This window comes from Acinetobacter sp. CS-2, assembly GCF_016599715.1.
Taxonomy (GTDB): domain Bacteria; phylum Pseudomonadota; class Gammaproteobacteria; order Pseudomonadales; family Moraxellaceae; genus Acinetobacter.
The window spans coordinates 1,280,974-1,305,124 of the sequence record NZ_CP067019.1; the positions used below are offsets into that span (position 1 = coordinate 1,280,974).

Genomic DNA, 24,151 nt, shown 5'->3' on the forward strand with positions numbered 1-24,151 from the left:
TCAGTATTCAGTATTGATCGTTGGCAGCCTTAAGCCACCATCCCCATTTCAAATTTTTCAACCGCATCCTCTTCAAGCCATTCATTCAACTCATAAACCTGAGATTCAGTTAGAATGAAATGCAAGCCTGCTGGTGTTTCTTCAAAGTCAGATCGAGTGACCAAAGCCAAAGTTTTGTTGTCTACTTCAAGCTTGGTGTAATCCACATCACGGCCAGATTCAGGGTGAAATTGCTGTTCCATATACATTGAATCCGTCAATTCAACCGCTTTGATTTCACAATCAATGGATTGGTTGCCGACCATGAAAGAGAACTGCACGTTGTCTGCATCAACCTCGATACGTGATGAGATTGAAAGCAGCGGAAAACACGGAGCAAACAATTCAGGTTTAGTTTGAGCGTTCATGGTTTGCCTCCATCTGAAACTTAACCGCCTGCACTGCCTGACGATCCACATCATCTGAACAACTACGAACTGCAAAAGGTGTTGCCAAAATTGGCGAACTAAAAACCACTACTGCAATCACGTCACGCATAAAAGCTTTGAGCTTATTGCGTTTATTCGCCCGAGCAATCTGTTCACTAGAAGGCGGCTGCTGGTAAAGAATCCCTGTTGATGGGATATGGCCAAACTCTGGGGTTTGACTGTGGGAAGGTGTTTGGTTCATACTTATCTCACTCTTTGAGTAAAAGTCCCGTCGGTCGAATGTCAGGGACTTTTTTGTTATCTGGTGAAATTTAGTTTACCAAAGGAAACTTCAAAGTCAACAATAAAGTTTATTAAAAGAAACTTATTTTTATATTTGGAAACTTGTATGTTTTAATAGACAAAAGAAAACCCACCGCTGGGGTGGGTTAAAAGTATTTACTAGATATCAATAACAATAATTATTCATTTGCAGCTTGTGGAAGCTCTGACTCTTGATCACTTCTACTTGAATCATACTCTGCTTCGATTTCGCTGCTTCCTGAATCAATTTGCTCACCTGGGTTTTCTCCTCCGCATTCTGGATTATCATTTGCTTGTAATCCTGAGGTAGATGGTAAGTCGGCATTTTGTTGTTCATTTTCAGTGTTCTCTAAAAAGAGGTTTGCATTCATGACTAGATTATGGTCATTTCCATTTTCAAAGGCAATGACCAAGTCTTGTATTTTGGTTAATATTTTTATCTCTTCATGTGTGTTTGGTTTTCGAACATTTTTAAACAGTTCTTTTAATTCTTTTCTATCAATAACAAAACCATGTGATGAATAAGATAATAACAACTTACCTAAAGCATTAGATTTCAATATCTTGTATTTTTCATTTAGCCTCTTACCGTACTCATATGCAATAAAGTTTGCACGTTGTATTTCACCCATTCGAATAGGATCGATTTGTGAGTAAATTGGAGAAAGGAGGTTAGATGTTAAATTGGTTGCAACTTCCGCAGCTAATTTTGTAGAAACCCTACCGCCCATTCTGACGTCAATTAAAGTCTCTCTGAATATTTTGACCGCTTCAGTTTTTAGAGCTTCAAATGCTTGAGGTAAATCAAGACCAGAAGTTTTTTCACCTAATTCAGAAGATTTATTTAATTGTATATCTAAAGGGCCTAGCTCACCTTTGTCGTCTACTATTAATTCATTTGCACCAATACAAATTAATGTACCTGCAGATTTACAATAGGAAGGAATTAGCACACTAAAACCATCTTCATAATAGTGCTGTAAAGCTCTACCAATACGATAGCCTGCATCAGGATCTCCACCAGGTGTAACTAAAATCAAACATGCTTTTTTCTTATTAGATGACTTACCGATTTCTGTAATGCGATCATACCCAGATCTTGAAATATCAGCCATATATAAGATGTAATCAATATCACCCACTAATTATTCTCCACCCGATCTGTTCTAAAGGCTGCGTCGGATTCGCAGTTTTTAAATAGATTCAATATCATCAAAATACTTATTAACAGAATGAACCCACTCAGGTATAGATTCAAAATTTTCAAGTTTTGGAGTTTCACCAAACATAGCAATTATGTTTTGTGACAACGGGTATTTGATATTTCTTTTTTTAGCTAAAGCTGCCACATATTCATCAAATGATTCAAAGTCAGCAATTCTTGGATGATACTTATTTTTTATCAAGCGCTTATATGTGAAAACATAGACAAATAGTGAAATAATTACCGCAAGAAAAGATTCACCCGAACCATTTGATCCAATAAATGTTAAAAGCGACATAAATATAAAAACAGCAATATACTGCCAACGTGCTTTTTTTATATCTTTTAAAGTTATATTTTTACTTAATGCATAGTGAATTAAAGGTATGCATGAAATAATAAAAATATTAGTAATAAAACGAATAGAATCCATAAACCCTCTTATTTTTAATATATTCCTATCCAGCTCGCCAAAATTGACGACCCATAACTTTAAAATTTAGACCGTTTTGCTCCGATACTTCACGATCTCTGTATTTTGCATTTAAGCTATGCAGGGTGAGTTTCCCGCCTTCCTCTTTGAATATCTGCTTAATCATTCCTTCACCCTCAAAATAAACAGCATAAATTTCACCATCTACAATTTCAGTTTGAGAGATATCAATACCCACTAGATCGCCATCATGAATAAAGTCAGTCATGCTGTCGCCCTTGGCTTTAATGATCCTCATACAACTTGGATCAACATGCTTCCTTTGAAAGAATGATGGTGTAAATGGAAACTTCCCATTAATAACATCAAAATGAAATTCTATAGATTCACCAACACCACACGAAAAATTAGCTTCCACGACATCAATCCAAATAAACCCATTTTCTGTTTCGTAATCAATAACAGTTGGCTTATGCACTTCATCAACATCAAATGAAGCATCACTTTTGCCAGTCAAATTATGCTTATTCATAAACTCTTGCATATTGAAATTATTGAAGAGCTTTTCTTCTTCACCTGTAAGCAGCCAGTTCTGAGATGTTTTTAATACTGCTGCTAATGCCGGAAGGAATTCTGCCTTGGGTGTATTTGTTCCGGCTACCCATTTAGATACAGCTCCTTTTGTGGCTCCGGTTGCCTCAATTATTGCTGTTTGTCGAAGACCAAGCTCTTTCATTCTTTGAATTATACGGTCGCTAATAGTGGTCATACAAAATCCCTCATTTCCTGTTTCCTATAGTAAACAAGCACCTTGATATATGAATAAACTTATGGTTTACTAATGGAAACTATTAGTTTATAAAGGTAAACCATGACTGTTGATGAGCTAAAACTTCATTACGGAGTTAAAACCGATTCTGAACTCGCTCAGAAGGTCGGATACACCAAGGGCGCTGTTAGTAAATGGCGAAGCAAGGGCATATCCCTAGAAACCCAAGCTTTATTGCAACTAAAAACAAAAGGGAAGGTTAAGGCCAATCTACAAGCTTTAACTGCATAGGTGAATTTATGAGTCTTGAAAAGAAATCTACACATGTCCGTTTATCTCCGGAAATCCATGAGCGAGCTAAAACACTCGCTGAAATTAAGGGTAAAGACCTTGCTCAATATCTGGCGTTTCTTCTTGAAAAAGAAATCGTCGGTGAGTGGCATGTACTTAATTTACAAGCAAAATCCTTTGAGCGCTTGGGATTAAAAGCTTTAGTGCGGGATATCTCTACTGAGGTGAGCTTCGGAGAGGGACTGGAAGGGATTAACGAGAATTTAGGCAAAGAAAAAGCCTGATGGGAAAGATCAGGCTTCATGTTCTTTAAACGAGGTAAATCATTTTGAACTATCAAATTTTAGCAGAAATTGAACTAAATCGAAAGATAAGTTTGCTTCAAAAAGCCGCTGAAAATTACGCACTAAATCGAACACTTGAAAACTCAATGGCACTCGCTAGAGCTAAGGCTGCGTTGTGTGCTTTTGTGATGGAGGGTGTTTGATGAGCGCATTAAAAATTCAACCTTTGGATAATGTTGACATTCATCCAAGCACAGCAAAAAGGAATGAGCATAAAGCTATGTCCAAAAAGGAAGATGGTTATACACCATTGCCTAATTTTGTTTGTGATGAAGGGTATTTGGCTGCTTTAAGCGGTGAAGCCATCAAGTGCCTTGTTTTGCTAAATAGGCATATCAAAGGATTCCGTGAAGATAATAAATCGATTGGCGAATCTTTAATTTTGAAATTGGCTGGCTTTAAGGATAAGCGAACTGTTCGCAAAGCTATGTCAGATTTAGCAAAATTCAACCTTGTAAAAATCACAAAAACTTTGGGTAAAGCGACAACATATGAGGTCACTTTTGAGGATAGATTATCTATTGAACTAGTAACATCAAATGATACTGGTACATCAAAAGTAGTTACATCAAATGTACCTAGACTAGTAACATCAAATGATACTGGAACTAGTAACATCAAATGTCACTCTGTAAAAGAAAAGAAAATAAACTTAAAAGAAAGGGATCAAGAAAACCCAATCGATGAAGTTATGAATATCTGGAAACCAGACTTGCATCAGCTCAATTCGTGGATGCAAAGATCAGGCTTACCGAAAATCAATCAAACTCAGGTTGATGAATTACTTCTTGAAGTCAACCCTCACTACGAAAACAAAATCCGCACTGGTGCAGTAACCAGCACTCAGATGTATTCAAACTTCGTGAAGTGGATTAAGCGTGACAACAAACTTGTTGAAAAACTCATGCAGCAGGCTGCATCTGCAAATGCTCAACCAGTAATCCCTCAAGACTATCAATCTGACATGGGGGATTGGTAATGTCGAATATTCACAATTTATCAATCGAGCAATGTGTTCTTGTTGCTTTGATGACTGTCCAAAATTCACTTGAAACCGTGATGAATGATCTGGATGCAGAATGTTTTTACGCTGAACGACACAAGGCAATTTTCAACGCCATCACCGACCTGTCGAACGAAAACAAACCGTATGACGTAGTGTTTGTTGAACAAAAGCTGATTGAAACAAAACATCATGAATTGGTCGGTGGCACTGAATACTTGATGCGCATGTTCACCGAATCACCAAGCTCGTTCTACAGCCTGGAATCATATGTTGCTGAACTCAACAAGTTTAAATCACACCGTGAAGTTGAACAGATCGGCCAAAGCATCCAGGAGAAGGCGAAGGACCTAACCGTACCTGATATTCACAATGCTGCTGAAAACATCCTGAGTGGGTCAAACACAAGCGACAAGGCTGAGAAATCCAGTTTTACGTTTGAGGAAGCTTTGAAGCGTGCCGGTGAACAGTTAATCCAGAAAGCTGAAGCCAAAGCAAGTAAGCAATACACCGGCGTTAAGTTCAACCTGCCTCATTTGGACAACGTAGTGGGCACCATTCAGCGCGGACACTTCTGCGTGATCGGCGGTAGACCCGGATCAGGAAAATCGACTCTGGCGCAAATGGTGGCGATTCAGACCGCTATGCAATTCCGTGAAGCGGTATTGGTGGTATCGGCTGAGATGGATGTAGAGACATTCACGAACCGTTGTATCTCCGCATTGACCCATATTCCGTATGACAACATTCACAATGCTGAATTGTACGACGGCATGATGAGAGACTTCGCTAATGCCCAGGAGCGTTTTAACAAGCTACCGATCCATATCGAAGATAAGCAAAAACCAACCATTGCAGAGATTCACTCTTATGCACGCAAGGCCAAGCGCAACTACAAAAAATTGGGCTGCATCATTATTGATTACTTGCAGCTTGTGCGTGACCCAACCAAGAAAGACCGCTATCAGGAAGTCAGCTCAATCAGTCGTGACCTCAAGGCCATGGCCAAAGAGTTTGATTGCCCAGTAATCGCACTGGCACAGCTCAACCGTGAATCAGAAAAAGGAAAACGTCCAAAGCCGAGCGATTTAAAAGAGTCAGGCCAGATCGAGCAGGATGCAGATCAGATTTTGTTGGTTCATCCAATTATGAACAGTGATGACGAAATGCCAAGCGGTGTGACTGAAATCATTATCGGCAAGAACCGTCATGGCAAGAAGGGTGTGGTCCGGGTTGTGGACCGTTTGGATATCTGCCGTTTTTCTTCGATTCGTAGTGATGAGGAACAAGGCTTAGGGGGTGGGGTGTGAAGAATAGATTTTATTTACGTTCACCGCATGGCAATACCGGATCAAACATGGTTTTTCATGCGATTGATGGCAAGGGCTATACCTCAAATTTAGATTTAGCTCATGTTTACACATTGGAAGAAGCACAAAAGGAGTGGGAATTAGCTCGTGATGGTGAATACCCAATTTCCGCAGATCATATTGATTCACTGAGCATCTGGAAGATAGATCACCAGTATTTACCATCAAAATCAGACTTAAGCCCATCTGATAAATATGTGCTTTTTATTAAAGGCATCTGGGATGGAAACGATGTTTACTGGAGCGATTTGAATGGTAATAAATCAACCAATTTTTTACATGCTCAAATAATTGGACGCACAGCTGCTGAGTGCATTAACCACAATGATTATGTAGTGGTGCCTTTTGAATTGGCAGATAAGAAAAAACGTCGGACATTTAATTTTGCTTTGCTTAATCATAGAAAAATGATGATTGCAGCAGGCTTAAGAACTCCAGAACGCATAAAGAAATCATGTCGTAGAGTCATAAACCCAATGACCCGATTTAACTGCCCAACATGCGGAAAAATTAACTGGCAACACAATCCATATGATTTTGATGGATGTAAGCATTGTGATGAAGGGATGCATATTTCTTTTCAGTGGGGTGCCGCATGAAACACCCATTAGACGATAAAACAATCCTACTCATCTGCCTTATTGCTTTGATTTGCTTGTGTGCATTGGCGAGTGGATCTGAAAGTAAAAACTTTGTGCTGGGGTGGGTATGAACGAAATCATTCAACAACGAATTGAGTTTGTGCAAGCGGGCAAAGACATCACTTATGCACAGTTAATCGCTAAGCGTAATTTGCGTGAAGAACTTGAAACCGAAATGGAGAAGTATTTAGCGCGTGGTGGGAGGGTTGAAACACTCAAGGGTACTGAGTTTGTACCACGCCCACCGCGCAAACAAACCAAAATCAAAGGGCATGCGTCAAAGTCCCAGGTGGTGAAAATCAGAAATTGGGTGAATGCAGTAAGCACCACCCCAACCAGGCGCGAACAACTTTCAAGAACTACAGGAATTCATATTAATCGCGTTCGATCACTGCTTGCACCACCAGCAACACATGGTGCACGGATGACACAAAGTGAGTTTTCTTTGTTCATGGAGGCGATTCCATTCATCGAAAGACAAGAAGCGCAAAAGGATGCGGCATGAGCACCGAAGCAGATAAAACTTATATCAATCTCATGATTTTAAGGACTTTAGCAACAACAAAAGGGCGTATCTCAGTTAAGCGGATACATAACGAAATTGAGCCAAAAGTGGGCCTGACTGTTCGAAGCATACAGCGGTATCTGGTTGGGCTGGAATATTGGGGTTTAGTGAAGGGTGATGGTGAATGCCCTTAAGGATTCTCTCTAACATTGCAGGCAATAGAGTTACTAACCGATATGGCGCAAGGAGTAGCCACATGCAAAACCACGACTTAAAAATACTACGGGACAAGATCAACGGCTCAATTCCACATGATGAAGATGAGATGGAGCTTCAAGAACAATGGAATCAGGTGCATGCGGAGTTGGAAGCGTTGAAGGCTGAGGATGAACGGAATTATGTGGAGTGTGGGCGATGAGTGATTTTGAAAAGTGGTTTGTAGACCAGGATTTCTACACAAACATGCGGTTTACTTATGGCGAAAATTTATTTCATAAAGACTTGGGTGTTTATCGGATACTACCAGTTCAGATGGCGTTTAAGGCTTGGGAGGATCAAAAAGCCAAGCTCAACAACATGGAAGCTTGTTATATCGGGGTGAAGAAGCAGGTTGAGGCTGTTTCACAAGTGCTTTGCGAGCTTAAGGAATCTCTAAAGGATTTTCGGGAAATGGATTTATACGACAAGGGGTATCGAGTTACCACTGAGTATGTAATTGCTGATTTAGAACAAGCCCTGCGAGGTGCCAATGACTGACCTGATTATCGGCATTGATCCAGACCTAGAAAAATCAGGGGTGGCTATTCTTAGCCAATCCCTTGAGCTTAAAAATTTAACATTTTCTGAAACTGTGGAGTTATTCCGCAGTCAGCAAGACCAAATCAAGAAAGTTGTCATTGAGGCTGGATGGGAAAATAAGAAGTCTAATTTTCATAGTCGTGTAGGACAGCATAAGAGCGTCGGAGAGCGAATTGCCAAGAATGTAGGGGAAAACCATGCGACAGGTAAATTACTGGCTGAAATGGCGAAATCGTGCGGTTTGGCGGTGGTACTGGTGAAGCCTTCACGCTCAAAAGTGGATTCAAAGGAATTTAATCGTATTACGGGTTGGCAGGGCAGAACGAATCAAGAGCAGCGTGATGCGGCAATGTTGCTAATTTCAGAAATTAAGCGAGGGTGAGATGGCTTTAGTAAAAATTTGGGATAAAGAAATTAAAGGGAAATTGTGGGCTGTTGGGGATATTCATGGCTGCTACAACCTGCTTATGACTCGACTTAAAGAAATTGGTTTTGATTTTGAAAATGATTTGTTAGTTGCGGTTGGTGATCTGGTGGATCGTGGAATTCAAAACATTCAGTGTGTTGAGTTGTTATCCAAGCCATGGTTTACGTCAGTGCGCGGTAATCATGAGGATTTATGTATTGGTGGACTGCATAACGAATCCTATAAGCGCTGTCATGTGGCGAATGGTGGTGAGTGGTTTTATATGCTGGATGGGCAGGCGATGTACAACATTGCAAAAACCTTCGCTGAGTTACCAGTGGTTTTAGAGATCAGTCACAACGGTAAAAAGTTCGGATTTGTTCATGGGCACATTGAGCAGAACAATTGGGATGAATTCAAAGAGACTTTCACTCAAGAGCTAACAGCATTCCGCGATCCATCTGAGTTGGCCATGTGGGGACGTGACCGGCTGGACGAAGATAAAAAGCAATATACCCATGTGTCCGGCATTGATGCGGTAATCATGGGGCACACAGTCACTCAAAAACCTTGTAAGCGTGACAACTGTTACTGGATTGATACCGGTGCAGTTCATTGGGGAACAATGACAATTTTAGACTTGAGTTTGATTTAAGAGGGCAATGGGATGAATGCAGCGGTTAAAACACAAGTAATGGATTGGTCAAAATTTACAGCTGAAGAATGGTTAAAGCAGTACGGTGCATACATTCAAACCTGTCGCATGAAGTCTGGGAATGAGCCGGATAGTCTTGGGGTGAATCAGATCTACTGGCTGATCTGTGAAAACAATAAAGGTGTGGCACCACGCAAGGATCAGATCATTTGCAAGATTGATGATTTTGAAGCGGAGCATGTGCGGAAGATCATCATTGAAGTGAGGCAATCAAAACTGATTTGTGATTCGGCTAAGGTGGCTGTTCAGCTGTTTATTGAGAAGAATGTGAGAGGGATGTCAGACCGAAAGATGGAAGATGAATTTAAATTAGGCCGGAATGTTTTAAGAAATATGATTTATGCCGGGAAGTTTTACCTAGCTGGTCACGATAAACGATTACGCATTGATTAGTATTTGACTGGCATGCCGAGATATGGCATATTTGTGTTACAGTCGACGCAGTGTAAGTAAATTGCTGTGTTAGATAGAAAGCTCGCCAAATGGTGGGCTTTTTTAATGCCTGCAAAAAGCCAATTTGCAGAACATGCCTTGAGTAAATGCCTAGATGTTTTAGGCAATTCCAGTTAGGGTTTGGCAACCCGACCTAAAGAGGATTGAAAGCAAGTAAAGCAGACCGTGCATGTTAGGTTTGTGTGATTGTGAGTAGCGGTAGATCAGTTGCCGAGCTGATTAATATCGTAATCTAAGGCAAGGGTGTGGCAGATCACCACATCCTTTTTATGCCCTGAGAAATGCCTGTGTAAGCAATATCAGGGCACCTATGGCGGTTTTCTTATTCGTAGTGGTTTAAGATTAATTACCGCCTCCAGATTACTGACAAAATTACCGACATTATTACGGCATGTTTTAGTTAAAAAATAGAATAAATCATTGGTTTTAATAAATAAATTATTGATATTATTTCAGACAGATTTAGTTATTTTTAGTTATTTCGATTTGCAATGAAATAAGGATATCCGCATGCTCCAATTGTTAATGTGTTTATTCGGCCTGCATGGTGCGATAGAAATCGATTACACAGTTGATGATGAAGAAATCAAGGTGTGTCGGGATTGTTTGAAAGAAGTTAAATGAACCCTTGTCACTTCGGTGACTTTAGCCGAACGGATTACGGCACATAAGACCCCACGTGTACTAGGTCATGGTGGGGTTTTTCTTTTCTTATTGGTGGTTACATGACAGACAAAGTGCAAGCGAAACAAGACTTAGAATTTTGCAGTGCTGAGCTGTCTAAGTATCAGAATCTTAGTAGATCTGGTTTAAAGCGTCACCAGTTAATGGCGATTGATGAAATCATGATAGGGCTTAAAGAGCGGATCAAAAATTTACGTACGGTTCTGCATGCGTGATTCAAAAAGACTGGCTGAGATTAGAAAGCTTCCGTGTGTAAGGTGTGGTAATCCAAACTCACAAGCGGCTCACAGTAATTCAGCGAAGCACGGTAAGGGTAGAGGGATAAAAGCAGATGATTCATTTACAGTTCCTTTGTGTCACGTGTGCCATTCTGATTTTGATCAATACAAGCTGGGCAATCGGGCAGAGAGTGAAGCCATGTTTGAGAGGTGGCTGGTGAGAGTGGATCGGATGTTGGTGATGGAAGATAAAGAAGTTTTTTAACTGAGCCATGTGGCTCTTTTTTTTGTGAGAAGAAAATGTCAAAAAAACTATTAGCGCATGCATTGTGTGCATATATCGGAACCAAATCAGTCTTAGCCACAACCATGACCCGCGGCGAATACAATGAATATCGCGGTTGGCAGATTCCGGAAAATGAAGATCCAGGCGAACAAGGTTATCTGGTTGAATACGTGGATGGTGGTAAGCCAAACGATGATCGTCATGCTGGCTATATCTCTTGGTCACCACGTGATGTTTTTGAAAAGTCATATCATCAATCCCAAACGCCAAAAGATCGAGTGCGTTTAGAGCAGCGTGAACTACATACAAAACTTGATGCACTGGAAAACTTCTTAGATAAGGGTCAGCCAAGTTTTATTAATGATGAGCAGTGGGCATTGCTTCAAGAACAGCAAAAGCACATGGACGCATACAACGATGTATTGGTGAAGCGCATCACATTATTTTAAGCAGCACGGAGGGTAGGAAATGCAAAAAGCCGTGTTTCCTATCAACTCCCACGCCGACATCACTAAAGCCATTAATTATATGCACACCAATTACACTCAGGCGATTAATGAGGGTAAGCCGTTAAGGGTGGTGATTGATCGGAAACAGGATGACAGATCCACTGCACAGAATAGGCTCATGTGGATGTGGCTTGGTCAGATTGAAAGAAAGACTGGTCAGGATAAAGATTCACTGCATTATGAGTTTAAGAAGAAATTCCTAATTTATATCTATCGTCGTGATGATCAAGAGTTTGCTGAGACCTGTAATGCGATTGCAACGCTTAAGCAGAATGAGTGTGAAGAATACAGGGTGATTGCAGAGCAGGTGATAAGACTTTGCAGCACAACAAAATTAAGCGTTAAGCAGATGACCGAGTATTTGAATTGTGTGCACGATTTTACTGTGACGAAATTAGGTATTCATTTGACTGTGCCAGATGATTTGAAGTGGGCTTATTACGATGGATGTTGATGATTATTTCTGGAAAACCAAGAAATGTCCAATTAAAACCAAACCACGTGCTAAGCCTCTACCAAAAGCAAAAGATGCATATTTAGAAGCAGAAGAAGAATTCGAACATGCTTTAAATGTCTTGGGTATCAAGTACGAAAAGAAATTTCAGTTTAAATCGACCAAGCACTGGCGTTTTGATTTCCACCTGATTGAGCACAGAATTTTAGTTGAGATTTCAGGTGGACCATGGTCTGGTGGGCGTAAAGGCAAATTAGCGAATAAAGCCTGGAGCATGGATCGTTATGATCATGCTAATGAGATGGGTTTTACCGTTGTTCGATTAGAGTCAGCCAACAGATACAAGATTGATGAGTTTGGGCCATTACAGATAGAAGCTCAATTCGCATCTCAATGGCTGAAAAATTTGAAGAGAGAATCACTCAATGGACCAGTTCAGACCATTCCCACCATCGAATCTGATTGATCAGGCTGAGGAAGAAGAAGCGATTCGCTTGGCACCCGCCGTGGATCTAAAAGAATGGGTCATTAAAAATTGGCTGACCATTGGTGGTGAACTCCACAACCCGGATCATGACCACATTGCTGAGCTGCTGCACGATGATGAAACCTTCTTGGCATTTGCTTGGGCTTCATCGGCCGCCGTAGCTAAAAAACGAATGGTGCTGGGTCAATGTGAAAAAGTCATGTTTAACCAGGGCGGGTGGAAGAAGGCCCGACAAGAACAACAGATGCGTGACTGGTTCGGCTTTGTCCCTCAATACCTGATTACTGTAGATGCGGCATTTTGCGAACAAACTTCAGATCGTGAATTTTGTCGTTTGATTGAACATGAGCTTTATCACATCGGTGTTGAACGTGATGCAGATGGTGAAATCATCTACAGCGACCATACCGGTCTACCTAAGCATTATTTGGCTGGCCATGATGTGGAAGTGTTCTTCGGTGAAACGAAACGTTGGGGTGCTGATGAGTCTGTTAAACGGCTTCTGGAAATCTCCAAGAATGCGCCGTTTGTATCTGAAACTAATATTGCCGCGTGCTGTGGGAACTGTGTGATTAATTGAGCCTAATGGCTCTTTTTTGGCCTATCTTGCTTTACGTAGCTTTACGGAGGGGTGGCTGTGGCAGCACTTAAAGAGCCTGTAAAAATCTTTATAGTTCAGTCTCTTGCTTGCTTTGAAACCCCTCAACAAGTGGCAGACGCTGTAAAGCAACAATTTAAGATTGAAATTGAGCGCCAGCAAGTGGCCTTATATGATCCGACCAAATACGCTGGACGAAACTTAAGTAAAAAGTTGAAAGACCTTTTTGAGAAAACACGGGAAGATTTTAGGTCTAATGTTTATGACATCCCATTAGCCAATAAGGCAGTGCGCCTTAATGAACTCCAGAAAATGTATGGCGACTGGAATAAGAATAAAAAAATGAAGCAACTCATCATTAAGCAGATTAAAGATGAGATGCATGGTTATGAACTTCAATTGCTAGATGCACAGCTGAAGCAGCTTGAGATAGACAAAATTAAGAATGGTGATGGTGAGGGCGCTGATGATCCGACTCCAGTGAAAGTCACAATTCAGGTTGTAGATGCGAGTAAATCAAATGCCGAACATCAATCCGACCCTGAATGTACCTCAGGCTAACTTTCTACAGCTGAAAAATAAGTTTCGTGCATTTGTTGCTGGGTTTGGTAGCGGAAAAACTTGGGTTGGGTGTTCAAGCCTGTGTGATAAGTCTTGGGAATTCCCTAAGGTGCCACTGGGCTACTTTGCTCCAACTTATCCGCAGATCCGGGATATCTTCTTTCCAACGATTGATGAGGTGGCATTTGACTGGGGGCTGAAAACCAAAATCTACGAATCGAATAAAGAGGTCGATATCTATTACGGCCGGCAATATCGAAGCACGATTATTTGCCGATCTATGGAGAAGCCTCAGACGATTGTAGGTTTTAAGATTGGTCATGCACTGATTGATGAATTGGATGTGATGCCTACCGTTAAGGCACAGCAAGCATGGCGGAAAATCATTGCTCGTATGCGTTACAAGCAAGCTGGATTGACCAATGGTATTGATGTTGCGACTACACCAGAGGGCTTTAAGTTCACTTATGAGCAATTTGTAAAAGAGGCCAATTCAACTCCGGCTAAGCGCGCACTGTACGGAATGATTCAGGCATCTACTTATGACAATGAAGCCAATCTACCGGATGATTATATTTCATCACTGTTTGAGTCATATCCACCACAATTGATTTCAGCATATTTAAAAGGTCAATTTGTAAACCTTACTAGTGGTGCGGTTTACCCTGATTTTGATCGAAAGCTAAATCATACGGATGAAGAAATACGGCCCCATGAGCCTTTAATCATCGGTATGGACTTTAACGTCCTGAAAATGGCAGCTGTGGTTTATGTGATTCGTGAAGGTAGACCTCTGGCACTGGATGAAATGGTTGGGGTGCGTGATACACCGACTATGGCCACATTGCTTATTGAGCGCTTTCCATTTCATGAAATGACTGTAATACCGGATGCAGCCGGCCAAGCCAAATCTTCAAAAAATAGCAGTGAATCAGATCATCAGATTTTGAGAGACAAGGGTTTTCGGGTGGAAGTGAATGGGACAAACCCGGCAATCAAGGATCGTATCAATGCGGTGAATGCCTTGATCTTAAATGGTGAGGGTGAGCGCACATTACTTGTGAATACCAATAAATGCCCACGCTTTACCGAAACTTTAGAGCAGCAAATTTACGATGATTTTGGTATGCCGGATAAGAAATCTGGGCTTGACCATGTTGGGGATGCTGGCGGTTATCCTCTGGTTAAACGATTCCCGATCATTAAGCCGGTTACCCGTATCGATATACCAATGTTTGGATTTTAATTATGAGCATTACAAACACCCATGCTGACTATGATAAGCACATTGCGACTTGGAATAAGTTGGACGATGTTTGTGATGGTCAGGAAGTTATTAAGTCTAAGAAAGAAACATATTTAAAAAAGCCTGAGTTATTCGATTCAGTTAAAGATCCAGGTGGCAATAAGCGATATGGAGAGTATTTGCATCGGGCCATTTTCCCGGGTGTAACTGGTCGTACATTGGCAAGTCATATCGGCTTAGCCTTTGGTAAAGCACCGGTATTTAATCGACCGGATGATCTGGAATATCTGGACCGGAATGCAGATGGTGCTGGGCGTTCTATTTACCAGGTATCACAGCGTGCAATGCGGCTGATTAATCGCAATTATCGCTGTGGTGTGTATGTAGATCATCCTAATGTAGAACCAAGCCGAAACCGGGCAGAAGATAAGACCAAAGGTGCTTATCCGATGATTCATATCATCAAAGCATCTGCGGTTGAAGATTGGGATTACATCATTGTTGGCAATCAAAAAAAGCTGAGCTATGTCAAAATTCATGAAACGGTTAAAGAGCGTGATGGATTTAGCTTGTCCACCATTGAGCAGTATCGATTGCTATGGTTGAAAGTGGTAGACGGTCGCTTTGTTTATGTGGTTGAAGTCCATAAGAAGAATGAGAAAGGTGACTGGTATTTAGATCAGACATCAACTCCGACTGATTATGACGGCAATACATGGGATTACATTCCATTCACTTTCTGTGGTGCTATCGACAACTCAGAAGAAATTGACACAGCACCTTTGTATGAACTGGCCGAGATTGAACTTTCATATTACCGGAGTTCTGCTGATGTAGAGGAATCTGCATTTATTGTAGGACAACCTACATTGTGCTTTCCAAATATCACGCCAGAACAGTACGCGATGGTGAAAGAGTCGGGTGCCAGTGTTGGTAGTCGCACCGGTATCCCAACGGATGGTAAGTTTATCCAGGCGGATGAAAACGGTTTGGCATATAAGCGTATGCAAGACAAGTGGGACCAGATGAAAGAACTGGGTGCCCGGCTGATTGAGGTTGGGTCTGCCAATAAAACGGCTGAGCAGGCCGGGAATGAAAACTCTATTCAGCATTCAGTCTTGTCGCTGGTGGCAGCTAACATTTCAGAAGCGATGACCATGGCCCTGCGCTGGTGTGCAAAGTTTGCCTTACCAAATCATGATCTTAAAGTGGATGAGCTGAGCTTTACGATTGCTCAGGACTTCAATAAGCCGAAATATGATTCAACACGCTCTAAATTGATTTATGAAGCCTGCCTTGCTGGTGAGTTGCCGATGTATGTTTGGTATCACTACGAGCAGACAGGTACTTTCCCTGAAGATAAATGGGAAGATATCGTGAAGAAAATTGAAAAGCGGAATGATGGCACTGTGGATGCATAAATATGAACACATCAGCGCAAAAAGCCTTACTTGATGCGCTGACTCAACATCAGGCATATCTATATCGGGCATCCTCACAGAATGTAAATGATCTGATCAAAGTTTTTGACAAGTTGTCGAATGAGCAGCTCCTTAAATTTGGTGATTTACTCGAGAACTTAACTGAATCAGAACGCAAAGCCTTACAAGGTCTCAACTTTTCAAGCAAAGCTAAGGCCAGTCGTAATATTGAGGAAATCAAAGCCACTTTAAACGAGTGGTTTTCTTCATTAAATACCCAGATGTCAGAGATATTTGAACAGTCTGCTATTGCCTTGGCTGTATATGAGGCTAGTTATACCATTGCGCTAATGGGCGAAACGCTTCAGGTTGATGGTGAAAAGCTATATCAGAAAGCCAAAAAGATGCCTTTCTCTGGCGGTCAGCTGGTTGATTACCTGTTTGCTGATATCGCGGAAAATTTACGCAAGAAAGTGGAATACGTCATTCGTGATGGTATTTCACAAGGCCAGACTAATCAGCAGATTATTAATCGAATTAAGGGGCGAAAGTCACTTGATTATAAAGATGGATTGCTCCAGTCAGAACGTTATGTCATTGAGCGCCAGGTAAGAACAGCCAGGAGCCATGTATCGAATACATCGTATTTACAGACCTACGAAGCTCTTGGATTTACACATATTAAATTCGTCAGTGTGCTTGATGGGCGTAGTAGTTTTACGTGTGCAAACCTAGATCAAACCATGTGGAAGATTGATGATCCCAAAATTAGAAGACCTCCACTTCATCCAAATTGCAGATCGACGCTGATTGGTGTTGATGCTGATGGAAATCTGGGTGGGGTGCGTCCATTTGTGGCGGACGAGCGGAAAATCAAGAATATCCCCAAAGATGAGCGTGATGGCATCATTGGTCAGGTCGAGGCGAATACTAAATTTTCAGATTGGTTTAAGGATCAGGGTGATGATTTTCAGCGCAATTGGTTGGGGAGCACACGCTTTGAGCTATATAAAAAATCAGACTTTCCAATTGATAAATTTGTTGATCCAATTGGGCGAAAATACACGCTTGATGAGTTGCGAAAAATGGACAAAAAAACCTTTGAAAACTTAGGTTTATGATGTTTCTGTGGTATAATTTTTAGACAAAACAAAACCCCAAAAGACGGCTATCTTAAGGGGTTTCTGATCACAACTTATCTACTTGGAGATAATGTCATGACTGATTCGAATTGTACTTGCAAAACTTGTGGTTCGCAATTTAAACCAGTGAAAGGTAAGCGTAATATTTACTGTGGAATGCCTTGCTATCGTGTTGCACAAAAGCGCGGTGATTATATTGGTTCAAAAGGTACTACTAGAAAGCATCAATGTGCACATTGCAATGCCGATGTTTTAGGTAAATCTAAAAGTAGTAGGCGTAATGGGGCTTTGTCCGAGAATATATTTTGCAACCGTATTTGTTACGATGCTTTCAAGGCAGACTTGAAAAACAAGGTTTTAAGAAGATGTGCAGGTTGTGATAATGAGATTAGTCGTGCACATGGTCATGGGACTAATGCGAAATATTGCTCTAATGATTGCAAACTAAATCATAAGAAATCAAAAGATCGGCACTGTATTTCTTGCGGTGTGTGGTTTAGCTCGCTGAAATGGAATAATACAATTGGGCGTTTGGTTGCTGATAATTTCAGAAAAACATGCTCTGAAGAGTGTTATATAAACCAAATCAAAACAAACCAAGAGCGAAAAGACAAAATAAGCCAAGCCTTTCAGGGTGCAAAACACCCTAATTGGCAAGGTGGCTCGTCTTACATGGAAGCCAATAAGTTTAGAGGCTCTAATTGGCAGGTGATACGCCAGAAAATTATAAAAAGAGATGATTTTAAGTGTATTCAATGCGGTTTAACCCGTGAGCAACACTATGAAAAATATGGGCGTGACTTATCTGTAAACCATATCAAGCCATTCCATCAATTTGGTGGGAAAAATGAGCTGGCAAACAAACTAAGTAATTTGGAAACGCTCTGCGATTCATGTCACACAAAGACTGATTGGCAGTATCGAAAATCGAATTCGATTCAACAAATTCTGTGTTTTGCGTGAGCTTAAGGCTTTGGATGAAAAGACGTTTGAGGTGGTGGGGTTATGAAGGTGAAGTATGACTGATGTAATGGGTGCGGTATATCTTTGGCTTTTTATTATTGTTGCTGTGGTTTTTTCAATTGGTTTTGCATGTGGAACTTATTTCATATGACTATATCTGAACAGCAAATCATTAATGACTTAATTTTAAAGGCTTGGACTAAGAAATGAAAGAAATTACGATTCAAGAATATTCAGTGCTAAAGAAAAAACTTGAAGCTGAGATTGCAGGCTTTGTGCAAAATAAAGTTGCAGAATTTCAGCATCAAACAGGGATTCAGCCCACAAATATTTATATTTTTACTGAAACCATGAAAGCATTTGGCTTGCCTGATGCGGTTGTAGTTACTAGCAGTGAAATCGAAACAGATATTTAAAATTTAACCAAATTCAACTTAAGCACCCAACCGGGTGCTTTTTTATTGCCTGCTGAAAGCGGATGCGGACAGCGTAACGAGCGGATGCTCATTTTAGAAATAGGGTCGGATGACTTATGAAATTGAAATTAGACGAAAACGGTCATGTAGTGGTTCAAGATGGCAAGCCTGTTTATGTCCATGATGATGGTAAAGAGGTAGCTTTTGATGCACCGCAGACAGTGGCAACGATTACTCGCCTGAATGGTGAAGCTAAAACTCATCGTGAAGCCAAAGAGCAATTTGAAGCACAGGCTAAAGCTTTCGAAGGGCTTGACCCTGTAAAGGTAAAAGAGGCGTTAAACATTGTTCAAAACTTGGATGCTAAAAAACTTGTGGATGCAGGTGAGGTAGACAAGGTGAAGGCTGAAATTACTGAAGCGTTAAAACAGACCTACGAGCCACAACTCCAAAAACTTACACAAGAACGTGATTCTGTGCAGCAGCAATTACACAGTGAATTGATTGGCGGTGGTTTTGCTCGTTCTAAGTTCATTCAAGACAACATCGCTGTACCGGTAGACATGATTCAAGCCACGTTTGGGAAAAACTTCCAGATCGAAAACGGCAAAGTCGTGGCAGTTGGTGCCGATGGTCAAAAAATCTATTCACGCACTCGCCCGGGTGAAATCGCAGACTTTGATGAGGCCTTGGAAACTTTGGTTGGTGGATACCAGCACAAGGATTCAATTTTAAAAGGTTCTCAAGCTGGTGGCGGTGGGTTCCAGGGTGGTGGTCAAGGTGGTGGTGCAAAAACAATGACGCGCCAGCAGTTTGAATCTCTTGATCCTGTTGGCCGGGCACAATTCACGCGTGAAGGCGGACAAATTCAATAATATTTTTAATGGAGTTTAGCTTATGGCTAACGATTTAAATGGTTTAATCCCTACGATTTACAATGCGCTCGATACAGTATCACGTGAGCTTGTTGGTATTATTCCAGCAGTTTCGTCTGATATGACATTTGAGCGTGCAGCAAAAGGCCAGAAGGTGAAATCACCTGTAACCTCTGGTGCAACTGCTACTGACATCACACCAGACGTAACGCCACCAGATGATGGGGACCAAAACATTGGTTCTGTCGAAATGGAAATCACTAAAGCACGTCGTGTTCCTGTTCGCTGGAACGGTGAGGAAAAGCGTGGTCTGGACAACAATGGCGCATCATACAATGTAATCCTGCGTGACCAATTCGCTCAAGGTATGCGTACTCTGGTGAATGAAGTTGAAGCGGATTTGGCGGCATTACACTTAAAAGCGTCACGCGCAGTTGGTACTGCTGGCACAACTCCTTTTGCAAGTGGTTTAGGCGATACAGCACAAGCACTGAAGTTGCTTAAAGACAATGGCGCACCAGCATCTGATTTGCAGATGGTAATTGATACTACTGCTGGCGCAAACATGCGTACATTGGCGCAGCTTAATAAGGCGAATGAAGCTAACGACGATAGCTTGCTGCGTCGTGGTGTATTGCTTGATGTGCATGGTTTTGCGATTCGTGAATCCGCTCAAATCAAATCGCATACAGCCGGTACTGGTGCATTAGCAACTACTGATACAACAGGTTATGCAGTGGGCGCTAAGGAAATCACGCTTGCGAGTGCTGGCACCGGAACCATCCTTATTGGTGACGCTATTTCATTTGCTGGCGACCCTAACAAATATATCGTTGTTGCTGGCGATACGGATGTGTCGAATGGCGGCAAGGTGACTATTGCGGCTCCCGGCTTACGTAAAGCAATCCCAGCAGCTGCGACAGCAATCACTGTGACTGCTGGTTCTGTGCGAAACATGGTTTTCCCTCGTTCTGCGATTGCACTGGCAACACGTGCACCTGCATTACCGCAACAAGGTGATTCTGCTGTTGACCGTACAATCATCACTGATCCAGTGAGCGGCTTGTCCTTTGAAGTATCTGTATATGCTCAATACCGTCAGGTGCAATATGAAATTGCGCTGGCATGGGGCTGTGCTGCACTCAAGCCTGAACATCTCGCGATTGTTTTGGGGTAAGCATTAAATCAAGGACGCTTTGTGCGTCCTTTGTTTTTGGAGAGCAACATGCCACAGATGAAAACAGTAAAAGTTAAACCATGGTCAAAAGATCAAGGTAACTATGTATTAATTAATGAATTGGATTTTGATCCAAAGATTCACGCACTCTATGAAGAAGTAGAGCAAAAAGAGCCAGCCAAACGCTCAACCAGAACTGTAAAACCAACGGAATAACAATATGAGCTTTATTACTCAACAAGACGCTGAAACTATCCTTGGTCTGGACTTTGCGCCTGATGGTGATAAAGCTCGCCTAGTTTTACTTGCAAATACCTGGATGAAAAATGAAGTCGGATTCGTTCCAGATCCAATTGATCCACTTTTAAAAGATGCTACATGTGAAATCATCAAAGGCATTCAGGCTAGTGTGATTTATTCGGGTATTGCTCGGCAGACAACCAGTGAAAGTGTAAAGGCCGATACAGTACAGGTTAGTGAAACATTTGCTGAAGGCAGTCGCGAAATATCAGAGTATGAGCAAATCGCTAAAGCCCTGATTGATTCGCTTAATCTTGTGAATCCAGACGCTACACAGGGCTTCGGATTTGAGGTGTATCGGGCATGATCAATAACAACTATGTGCCGGAGTGGTTCACCACACCATTTGAGCACATGCGTTACACCCTGGTCAGAAACCAAGATCAACTCGATATTCTATTTGATACTGTAAAAGCACCATTTGAATTTTTAGAAGGTGGCGCAGATGCCCGGGTAAACTTTAATGATGACCATGCAATTGTTCAGATTAAAGATTGCGACTGGTGGGATGTAAATCAGATTCATGGCCTTCTACTTCATGAGGCTGTGCATATCTGGCAAGAGTTAAAGTTAAAAATGGGTGAAGAAAACCCAAGTATCGAGTTTGAAGCTTATTCAATTCAAGCACTAGCTCAAGACTTATTTGAGCTTTATGAGCGGAGTGAATGCAGTGATCAAAAATAAAATCCAATCCAAGGTTGGTAAGGCATTTGATAAAAAGCTCGGTGATGCAGTCGATACTTTTACATGTTCCAAAGAAATCCAGTCAGGTAACTTTGATTTTGCAACGCAGACCTATCCGGTGATTACAGTTGAAGCTTATACCGGACGTGGTGTGCTGTTTGGATCGTACTTAAAAGATATGGTCAAACCGACTGATTATCAGGTGACTGACTGCAAGGCCATTGTGCTACAGAATGAAGTGACTCAGGTGCCACAGATTGGTGACGTCTGGACTACCAGTAAGGGCCGGTTTAAGTTGGTAAATATTGGGGTTGATTCAGTAAGTGCTACTTATACAGCTCAATTAAGAAAGGTGAGCGCATGATTTGTATTGATGATCAAAACCTTATACACCAAGCCATGCATACGGATGGCGTTTATCATGTTGATGTAGGGCAGTCCGAACCTAGAGTTAAAGAAGTCTTGCTGGATGGCATTAAGTCACCACGTGTAATTTTTTGCGACACAAATAAAGGCTATCTCATAAAGCATAAACAGGCAGTGGATGGAAATCTTATTGTGGAAAATGGTGATTTTATTTATGAAATAATAATAGGTAAGGTTGAGGTAGTTAAAGATGTCATGGAAAAACAAGCCAACTAATTTTGCACTCAACGTTCTGAAAGATGCAGATGACCACCTTAAAAAGATTGTAGGGGATACGCTACAGCAAGTGATTACTCGATCCCCGGTTATGGATGGTGAATTTCGAGCATCACATAAAGTCACACTTGATTCTCCGCAAACCACCTATGAGAAAGGCTTTGACTTGTCAGGTGGTACAACCCTAGCGGAAGGCTTAAAGGTGGCATCTACAGCAAAAATAGGTGGTCTTGTTTATATCCAGACGTTAAGTCCTTATGGCACACGCTTGGAAAATGGTTGGAGTCAGCAAGCGCCTAATGGCGTATTTGCTCTAGCGTTTCAATCAGTAGCGAGTAAATACAAATGATGACACTCCCACAAGTAGAAACCGCAATCTACATAAAGATTGGGCAATTCACCTATCCAGATACTACAGTTCGAATTGAGAATCAGCCTTTATTTAATGGTCAGCAATTTGTGCCGCCAATAGATAAACCATGGTGTAAAGTTTTTATACAGTACGCAGACAGTCAGGTGGCATCTATTGGCAATAGTCCATGTATTCGCGATTACGGCATTATTTCAATTCAATGCTTTACGCCAAAGAACATCGGAACACTTGCTATGACCGAATTGTGTAACGCATGGCGCTCGTTCCTGCAATCATTCGGTGTATCTCATCTTGAAGTCTACAAAGTCCACGCACCACAAAGCATGGATGACCAAGATTTTTACGCAAAAATAATTAGAGCTGAGTTCCGAGTGAACTAGCTTAAACCCTTAATTAAACCGTCCTTATTGGGCGGTTTTTTTATGCCTGAAATATGGCAACCCACTGGCTAGAACGACGGTTCGAAAAGCACGTTTCCATGTTCAACGTGCCTGCCAGTTTCTTTTTTTTTGAGCATGATCAGGAGAATGCTATGAAGATGGTAGCGCAACCGCAGACTGTATTTTTTCACAATACTCAATTATCAATTGTTGAATACAACAATCAGCCTTACGTGCCAATGAAATTGGTTGTCGAAGGTATGGGGTTGGACTGGAAGAGCCAGCACAGAAAGCTCGCTTCAAATCCGAGATGGGGTATGGTCAAAATGACCATCCCTTCAAGTGGTGGTATTCAGGAGATGCTTTGTATTCCACTGCGAAAACTATTTGGATGGTTTAATTCAATCAGTGCAAACAAAGTAAAGCCTGAATGCAAAGAGGCTGTCATTAAATACCAAGAAGAATGTGATGACGTGCTTTGGAATCACTGGGCAGGCAAATTAAATGCTAGATACAAGGCTTTTGATGAGCTGAATGCAATTGATATGGATGACAAGATATCAAAAGCAAAAGGAACTCTTTTTAGCCTTGGTATGCACCAGCGTAAACGCGAAAAGAAAATCAACAAGCAGAAACGTCAAGACTGGATTAATAAAAATACCCTATTGCTTAATTTTGGTGCCGACCTATGAGTGATGATTTAGATGAATACATCGAAATGCGCCAAGAGCTTGAGACAATGACGCACGCAGAACTTGTTGAAGAAGTCATTAATCGAATGAAATTCCAACAGCAAATTGTTATTGATAACTGGAATGAAAATAAGGAGCTTCGGAAAGAAGTTCAGGATAGTCGTAGATTTCTCGAATCCACTTCTGAAAATTTCAAAAAATGGAATGAAGACCTAGATGAGATTGTGGCAAAAGGGCTGTACTGGAAAAGATCCTTTTATGTCCTTTTGGTGCTCATGATCATTGTTCTTATTCATTCATTTATACAGACATAAACCCCGCCAAGTGCGGGGTTAATTATTTCAATGCCACCGAAAGGTGGTTTTTTTATGCCTTGAATA

Annotated in this window: 41 protein-coding genes and 1 pseudogene; 37 read left to right on the plus strand and 5 right to left on the minus strand. The window is 41.3% G+C overall.

All coding sequences use genetic code 11. The annotated features are described in order from the left end of the window. Positions 1–29 precede the first annotated feature (29 nt). The 5 genes from JFY49_RS06335 to JFY49_RS06355 all read right to left on the minus strand — a co-directional run bounded on the left by JFY49_RS06335 (position 30) and on the right by JFY49_RS06355 (position 3,137). Positions 30–407, minus strand: a complete 378-nt coding sequence (locus tag JFY49_RS06335; RefSeq protein WP_200224187.1) for a hypothetical protein — start codon at positions 405–407, stop codon at positions 30–32. Continuing rightward, complete coding sequence (locus JFY49_RS06340) at positions 391–669, minus strand: hypothetical protein (RefSeq protein ID WP_200224189.1); 279 nt, start codon at positions 667–669, stop codon at positions 391–393. The genes JFY49_RS06335 and JFY49_RS06340 overlap by 17 nt, the downstream gene beginning before the upstream one ends. A gap of 220 nt (positions 670–889) precedes the next feature. Continuing rightward, on the minus strand, positions 890–1,873 hold the full coding sequence (locus tag JFY49_RS06345) for an SDH family Clp fold serine proteinase (RefSeq protein WP_200224190.1): 984 nt from the start codon (positions 1,871–1,873) through the stop codon (positions 890–892). A gap of 51 nt (positions 1,874–1,924) precedes the next feature. After that, positions 1,925–2,368, minus strand: coding sequence for a hypothetical protein (locus JFY49_RS06350; protein WP_200224192.1), 444 nt, complete (start codon positions 2,366–2,368; stop codon positions 1,925–1,927). 25 nt (positions 2,369–2,393) lie between these two features. Next, the gene (locus JFY49_RS06355) at positions 2,394–3,137 is read right to left on the minus strand and encodes a LexA family transcriptional regulator (RefSeq protein ID WP_200224194.1); all 744 of its coding nucleotides are present in this window, start codon (positions 3,135–3,137) and stop codon (positions 2,394–2,396) included. 102 nt (positions 3,138–3,239) lie between these two features. Here JFY49_RS06355 and JFY49_RS06360 point away from each other — a divergent pair, with 102 nt between their 5' ends. From JFY49_RS06360 to JFY49_RS06535, 37 genes and pseudogenes are all read left to right on the plus strand, one after another. Further along, the gene (locus JFY49_RS06360; protein WP_131289010.1) at positions 3,240–3,428 is read left to right on the plus strand and encodes a hypothetical protein; all 189 of its coding nucleotides are present in this window, start codon (positions 3,240–3,242) and stop codon (positions 3,426–3,428) included. An 8-nt stretch (positions 3,429–3,436) separates the two neighbouring features. Next, positions 3,437–3,712 carry a hypothetical protein gene (locus JFY49_RS06365; RefSeq protein ID WP_200224196.1) on the plus strand — a complete coding sequence of 92 codons (276 nt, stop codon included), beginning with the start codon at positions 3,437–3,439 and terminating at the stop codon, positions 3,710–3,712. Between the two features lie 44 nt (positions 3,713–3,756). Further along, positions 3,757–3,915, plus strand: a complete 159-nt coding sequence (locus JFY49_RS06370) for a hypothetical protein (protein WP_200224197.1) — start codon at positions 3,757–3,759, stop codon at positions 3,913–3,915. Next, entirely contained in the window at positions 3,915–4,751 is an 837-nt protein-coding gene (locus JFY49_RS06375) for a replication protein (protein WP_200224199.1), read from the plus strand. Before JFY49_RS06370 ends, JFY49_RS06375 begins: the two co-directional genes overlap by 1 nt. Next, positions 4,751–6,085 carry a replicative DNA helicase gene (locus JFY49_RS06380; RefSeq protein ID WP_200224201.1) on the plus strand — a complete coding sequence of 445 codons (1,335 nt, stop codon included), beginning with the start codon at positions 4,751–4,753 and terminating at the stop codon, positions 6,083–6,085. The genes JFY49_RS06375 and JFY49_RS06380 overlap by 1 nt, the downstream gene beginning before the upstream one ends. 47 nt (positions 6,086–6,132) lie before the next feature. Further along, positions 6,133–6,744: a hypothetical protein gene (locus JFY49_RS06385; RefSeq protein WP_200224203.1), complete on the plus strand. Its 612-nt coding sequence runs from the start codon at positions 6,133–6,135 to the stop codon at positions 6,742–6,744. Between the two features lie 109 nt (positions 6,745–6,853). Next, a complete protein-coding gene (locus JFY49_RS06390) occupies positions 6,854–7,291 on the plus strand; it encodes a hypothetical protein (RefSeq protein ID WP_200224523.1) in 438 nt (145 codons plus the stop codon). Further along, the gene (locus JFY49_RS06395) at positions 7,288–7,485 is read left to right on the plus strand and encodes a hypothetical protein (protein ID WP_200224525.1); all 198 of its coding nucleotides are present in this window, start codon (positions 7,288–7,290) and stop codon (positions 7,483–7,485) included. The genes JFY49_RS06390 and JFY49_RS06395 overlap by 4 nt, the downstream gene beginning before the upstream one ends. A gap of 62 nt (positions 7,486–7,547) precedes the next feature. After that, positions 7,548–7,709: a hypothetical protein gene (locus JFY49_RS06400; protein WP_200224527.1), complete on the plus strand. Its 162-nt coding sequence runs from the start codon at positions 7,548–7,550 to the stop codon at positions 7,707–7,709. Then, positions 7,706–8,047: a hypothetical protein gene (locus JFY49_RS06405; RefSeq protein WP_200224529.1), complete on the plus strand. Its 342-nt coding sequence runs from the start codon at positions 7,706–7,708 to the stop codon at positions 8,045–8,047. Before JFY49_RS06400 ends, JFY49_RS06405 begins: the two co-directional genes overlap by 4 nt. Beyond that, the gene (locus JFY49_RS06410; protein ID WP_200224531.1) at positions 8,040–8,471 is read left to right on the plus strand and encodes a hypothetical protein; all 432 of its coding nucleotides are present in this window, start codon (positions 8,040–8,042) and stop codon (positions 8,469–8,471) included. Before JFY49_RS06405 ends, JFY49_RS06410 begins: the two co-directional genes overlap by 8 nt. 1 nt (position 8,472) lies before the next feature. Next, positions 8,473–9,150, plus strand: coding sequence for a metallophosphoesterase (locus JFY49_RS06415; protein WP_200224532.1), 678 nt, complete (start codon positions 8,473–8,475; stop codon positions 9,148–9,150). Positions 9,151–9,162: 12 nt separating this feature from the next. After that, complete coding sequence (locus JFY49_RS06420) at positions 9,163–9,603, plus strand: hypothetical protein (RefSeq protein WP_200224534.1); 441 nt, start codon at positions 9,163–9,165, stop codon at positions 9,601–9,603. Between the two features lie 785 nt (positions 9,604–10,388). Then, the gene (locus JFY49_RS06425) at positions 10,389–10,562 is read left to right on the plus strand and encodes a hypothetical protein (RefSeq protein ID WP_200224536.1); all 174 of its coding nucleotides are present in this window, start codon (positions 10,389–10,391) and stop codon (positions 10,560–10,562) included. After that, complete coding sequence (locus tag JFY49_RS06430; protein WP_200224537.1) at positions 10,555–10,830, plus strand: DUF968 domain-containing protein; 276 nt, start codon at positions 10,555–10,557, stop codon at positions 10,828–10,830. The genes JFY49_RS06425 and JFY49_RS06430 overlap by 8 nt, the downstream gene beginning before the upstream one ends. Before the next feature lie 104 nt (positions 10,831–10,934). Further along, positions 10,935–11,102 (plus strand): annotated as a pseudogene (locus JFY49_RS06435) (DUF2829 domain-containing protein); the annotation flags it as partial. 27 nt (positions 11,103–11,129) lie between these two features. Further along, positions 11,130–11,300 (plus strand): crAss001_48 related protein, encoded by a 171-nt coding sequence (locus tag JFY49_RS17750; protein WP_413784600.1) that lies wholly within the window; start codon positions 11,130–11,132, stop codon positions 11,298–11,300. 19 nt (positions 11,301–11,319) lie between these two features. Further along, positions 11,320–11,814 (plus strand): recombination protein NinB, encoded by a 495-nt coding sequence (locus JFY49_RS06440; protein ID WP_200224538.1) that lies wholly within the window; start codon positions 11,320–11,322, stop codon positions 11,812–11,814. Beyond that, positions 11,804–12,280: a hypothetical protein gene (locus JFY49_RS06445; protein WP_200224539.1), complete on the plus strand. Its 477-nt coding sequence runs from the start codon at positions 11,804–11,806 to the stop codon at positions 12,278–12,280. Before JFY49_RS06440 ends, JFY49_RS06445 begins: the two co-directional genes overlap by 11 nt. After that, positions 12,240–12,881, plus strand: a complete 642-nt coding sequence (locus JFY49_RS06450; protein WP_200224540.1) for a putative metallopeptidase — start codon at positions 12,240–12,242, stop codon at positions 12,879–12,881. The genes JFY49_RS06445 and JFY49_RS06450 overlap by 41 nt, the downstream gene beginning before the upstream one ends. Before the next feature lie 57 nt (positions 12,882–12,938). Beyond that, positions 12,939–13,460, plus strand: coding sequence for a DUF2280 domain-containing protein (locus JFY49_RS06455; RefSeq protein WP_200224542.1), 522 nt, complete (start codon positions 12,939–12,941; stop codon positions 13,458–13,460). Next, positions 13,420–14,706 carry a terminase large subunit domain-containing protein gene (locus JFY49_RS06460; protein WP_200224819.1) on the plus strand — a complete coding sequence of 429 codons (1,287 nt, stop codon included), beginning with the start codon at positions 13,420–13,422 and terminating at the stop codon, positions 14,704–14,706. Before JFY49_RS06455 ends, JFY49_RS06460 begins: the two co-directional genes overlap by 41 nt. A 2-nt stretch (positions 14,707–14,708) precedes the next feature. Continuing rightward, positions 14,709–16,127, plus strand: coding sequence for a DUF4055 domain-containing protein (locus JFY49_RS06465; protein ID WP_200224543.1), 1,419 nt, complete (start codon positions 14,709–14,711; stop codon positions 16,125–16,127). A 2-nt stretch (positions 16,128–16,129) separates the two neighbouring features. Beyond that, entirely contained in the window at positions 16,130–17,248 is a 1,119-nt protein-coding gene (locus tag JFY49_RS06470) for a minor capsid protein (RefSeq protein WP_200224224.1), read from the plus strand. Between the two features lie 96 nt (positions 17,249–17,344). Further along, positions 17,345–18,232 carry an HNH endonuclease gene (locus JFY49_RS06475; RefSeq protein ID WP_200224225.1) on the plus strand — a complete coding sequence of 296 codons (888 nt, stop codon included), beginning with the start codon at positions 17,345–17,347 and terminating at the stop codon, positions 18,230–18,232. A 206-nt stretch (positions 18,233–18,438) separates the two neighbouring features. Next, positions 18,439–18,648, plus strand: a complete 210-nt coding sequence (locus tag JFY49_RS06480; RefSeq protein ID WP_200224226.1) for a GnsA/GnsB family addiction module toxin — start codon at positions 18,439–18,441, stop codon at positions 18,646–18,648. 116 nt (positions 18,649–18,764) lie between these two features. Then, positions 18,765–19,523, plus strand: coding sequence for a DUF6651 domain-containing protein (locus JFY49_RS06485; RefSeq protein ID WP_200224228.1), 759 nt, complete (start codon positions 18,765–18,767; stop codon positions 19,521–19,523). A 22-nt stretch (positions 19,524–19,545) separates the two neighbouring features. Continuing rightward, positions 19,546–20,700, plus strand: coding sequence for a P22 phage major capsid protein family protein (locus JFY49_RS06490; protein WP_200224229.1), 1,155 nt, complete (start codon positions 19,546–19,548; stop codon positions 20,698–20,700). Positions 20,701–20,748: 48 nt separating this feature from the next. Then, positions 20,749–20,916, plus strand: a complete 168-nt coding sequence (locus JFY49_RS06495) for a hypothetical protein (protein WP_200224230.1) — start codon at positions 20,749–20,751, stop codon at positions 20,914–20,916. Between the two features lie 4 nt (positions 20,917–20,920). Beyond that, on the plus strand, positions 20,921–21,307 hold the full coding sequence (locus tag JFY49_RS06500; RefSeq protein WP_200224544.1) for a hypothetical protein: 387 nt from the start codon (positions 20,921–20,923) through the stop codon (positions 21,305–21,307). Beyond that, positions 21,304–21,684, plus strand: a complete 381-nt coding sequence (locus JFY49_RS06505; RefSeq protein WP_200224546.1) for a hypothetical protein — start codon at positions 21,304–21,306, stop codon at positions 21,682–21,684. Before JFY49_RS06500 ends, JFY49_RS06505 begins: the two co-directional genes overlap by 4 nt. Next, on the plus strand, positions 21,674–22,048 hold the full coding sequence (locus JFY49_RS06510; protein ID WP_200224796.1) for a glutamate 5-kinase: 375 nt from the start codon (positions 21,674–21,676) through the stop codon (positions 22,046–22,048). The genes JFY49_RS06505 and JFY49_RS06510 overlap by 11 nt, the downstream gene beginning before the upstream one ends. Further along, the gene (locus JFY49_RS06515) at positions 22,045–22,326 is read left to right on the plus strand and encodes a hypothetical protein (RefSeq protein WP_200224548.1); all 282 of its coding nucleotides are present in this window, start codon (positions 22,045–22,047) and stop codon (positions 22,324–22,326) included. Before JFY49_RS06510 ends, JFY49_RS06515 begins: the two co-directional genes overlap by 4 nt. Next, positions 22,301–22,675: a hypothetical protein gene (locus JFY49_RS06520; RefSeq protein ID WP_200224550.1), complete on the plus strand. Its 375-nt coding sequence runs from the start codon at positions 22,301–22,303 to the stop codon at positions 22,673–22,675. Before JFY49_RS06515 ends, JFY49_RS06520 begins: the two co-directional genes overlap by 26 nt. Then, complete coding sequence (locus tag JFY49_RS06525; RefSeq protein ID WP_200224552.1) at positions 22,672–23,079, plus strand: hypothetical protein; 408 nt, start codon at positions 22,672–22,674, stop codon at positions 23,077–23,079. Before JFY49_RS06520 ends, JFY49_RS06525 begins: the two co-directional genes overlap by 4 nt. 152 nt (positions 23,080–23,231) lie before the next feature. Further along, complete coding sequence (locus tag JFY49_RS06530; protein WP_227609559.1) at positions 23,232–23,771, plus strand: phage antirepressor N-terminal domain-containing protein; 540 nt, start codon at positions 23,232–23,234, stop codon at positions 23,769–23,771. Further along, positions 23,768–24,085: a hypothetical protein gene (locus tag JFY49_RS06535; protein WP_200224554.1), complete on the plus strand. Its 318-nt coding sequence runs from the start codon at positions 23,768–23,770 to the stop codon at positions 24,083–24,085. Before JFY49_RS06530 ends, JFY49_RS06535 begins: the two co-directional genes overlap by 4 nt. Positions 24,086–24,151 lie beyond the last annotated feature (66 nt).